The sequence below is a fragment of the Caballeronia sp. genome (assembly GCF_049581465.1).
Taxonomy (GTDB): domain Bacteria; phylum Pseudomonadota; class Gammaproteobacteria; order Burkholderiales; family Burkholderiaceae; genus Caballeronia.
On the sequence record NZ_JBAUSA010000313.1, the window covers coordinates 1 to 2400 of the forward strand.

Sequence of the window (2400 nt, forward strand, 5' to 3'; positions counted from 1 at the left end):
AGGCAGAACTCAACAAGCTGAAGTCGCCGCTGGGCGAAATCACCGTCAATCCCCAAAGCCGTCTCGTGATGGTTCGTGACTCCAAAGAAGCCGTGGACCGGATGAGTGTCCTGCTCGCTCGCGAGAACGGAATCTCCACACGCCAAGTCGCTATCCGCGTGCGTACGCTCGAATTTGATACGAGCAAAGGATCACAGGCGGGCGTGAGCGCCGATGTGATTTTCAACAAGATTTCTCAGGGACTGGCGGAATATTCAGTGAGCTTCGCCTCACCGACTTCGCTCGCGACCGCAGCCGGTTCGGTCGGCCTGTCGGTGCTCAAACCGAACGCGCCCTTCACCGGCACGAACGCCGTGCTCAACGGGCTGAACACCTATGGGAAGACGATCGATGACAATACGCAGACCAAAATGACGTTGAATGGCCTGCCGGTGTCGGTCGGGTCATTTGAGACGAAGGGATATCTTGCCGCAACAACCCCGTCAACGGGCTCGCTCACTGGCACGTCGGGAGGCGTTCCAGGATTGCAGCCCGGCTCGGTGACGGTGGGAGACTTCATCAACATCTTGCCGTCGGTGAACGATCACAATCAGATCGTTCTTTCCTACTGGAGTGACAACTCGAAACTCAACGGCCCGTTCACCACGATCGGAACGGGCACGGGTGCCACTGCGCAGCAGATTCAACTGCCCGACATTCTTGGCAGCAAAGATGACCAGACGATTGCCCTGTCGGATGGCCAGACGATCGTCCTTTACGGCGCGGTCACGAAACACGACGACGGATCGAGCAACAACGGTATCGGCGGACTGAGCGGGACGTGGAATAAGACGCAAACCTTCCAGGTCATCATGTTGACAGCGACCGTTATTCCGTCGATGTGAGCCACGGCATGCATTTCGAACCTATCCCCGGCGAGAAAGACGCGCGGCTTGTTTTCGGGCTGGAATGGCGCGCTTACGCAATCAAAGGTGCGTCTGCCGAGCGGCGTCGCTACGCCCACGAATTTGGCGCGACGCACTTCGTCGAGCTGAAGACCAAGGGCGAAACGATCGGTGGCTTTTGCGCGCCAGACGTCGCCGAGCGAAAGGGCGTCAAGCTCCACTCGGCAGCTGCACGGATCGCATTGCTCGAACGCGTGCGAAGCCGGCCCGCCGTGCTGGTCCTGATTCAAGACGAACAGCTTGTTCACCTCATCCATGTAGTCCGTGGCGCGGTGACGGCCGACGAGGATGTCGCCCTCGTCGCGCTGGCCACTCGTCGCGAGGCGATTGAAGATCAGTGCGCGAAGGCTGGCCTCATTCTGACGACGCTCGGATACGGACCACAACTTCAGGACGTTGACGAAACGTTCGAGGTCCGCGAGTTGCTTGCCGCGCGCAAGGTCGGCCTTGTTAAAAAGCTACCGGTCACAGTCCCGACCATCGTGCCGGTCCTGGTCATTATGTGCGCCGCGGGTTACGGCATCAGCAAGGCGGTCGAATTCTTCAACCCGCCTCCGCCTCCCGCAGCACCGGCCCCGACGTACATGCAGGACTATCAGGCGGCAGTTGCACGAACGCTGGCGGCTCCGGCGCCGTTAGCGTCTGTCCTCGTGCCCAAGCTCCTGACTCAGTTCGGCAACACGGAAAGCAACTTCGCAGGATGGCAGTTCTCCAATGCGCACTGCGGGGTGATCGGTTCTTGCGTCGTCACGTACAAGCGCAGGGGAGGGACCTTCGGGGACTTCGACTTGCTCGCGCCCGCGTCAATGCGCCCGATCGTATTCAACGCCGACGGCTGGCATCTCGATACCCGTGGACCGAACGTCATAGCGATCCAGCGCGTCGCGCTTGCCGATGAGACGACGTGGCCTACGAGCCAGGCGCTCATAGAGGCATTGCAAACCGAACCGCAAAAGCTATCGATGGACCCCGTGATGCTGGACAGTCACGGCTACAAGGTCGATATACGGCAACCGCAACTGATTGTCGCCCGGCAGCCGCTTCCGGGACAAATCCAAGGGGCGCTCGTGCTACGAGGTGAGTGGACCATTGAAGGATACAAGTGGCAGAGCCCATTACTCGAGCGCCTGCCGCGCAACATGGCGCTGGACACCCTCGACGTCGAGTTGAAGGAAGACGGAACAGGCATTCATTTCACGGCGAAGGGTAAATATTATGTTCTCAAATAAGACCGCTCTGGCCGGCTTGTTCGCGCTCTCGCTCGTGGGCGCCGCCCATGCGCAAGAGAAGCACCTTACGCTCGACGACATCGATGGGCTGGCACGCGAGCAGATCGTCAAATCCATGAGTAAGGCTCCGGATTCGACCGCAACCAACGGCGTTGGTCTCAGCGCACCAATAGCCGCCCCGGTTGCAGCACCTGCAGAAACGCCGGCCCCACCGCGCAAGCCCGCAC

General features: G+C 60.1%; 2 protein-coding genes and 1 pseudogene. All 3 read left to right on the forward strand.

Translation table 11 applies throughout. The features are described from left to right. Positions 1–884, forward strand: a pseudogene (locus WCA53_RS07760) (type II secretory pathway protein); the annotation flags it as partial. Between the two features lie 8 nt (positions 885–892). After that, entirely contained in the window at positions 893–2173 is a 1281-nt protein-coding gene (locus WCA53_RS07765; protein ID WP_423907632.1) for a hypothetical protein, read from the forward strand. Beyond that, positions 2160–2400 (forward strand): hypothetical protein (locus WCA53_RS07770; RefSeq protein WP_423907634.1); only part of this gene is annotated, 241 nt, incomplete at its 3' end. The genes WCA53_RS07765 and WCA53_RS07770, both read left to right, overlap by 14 nt.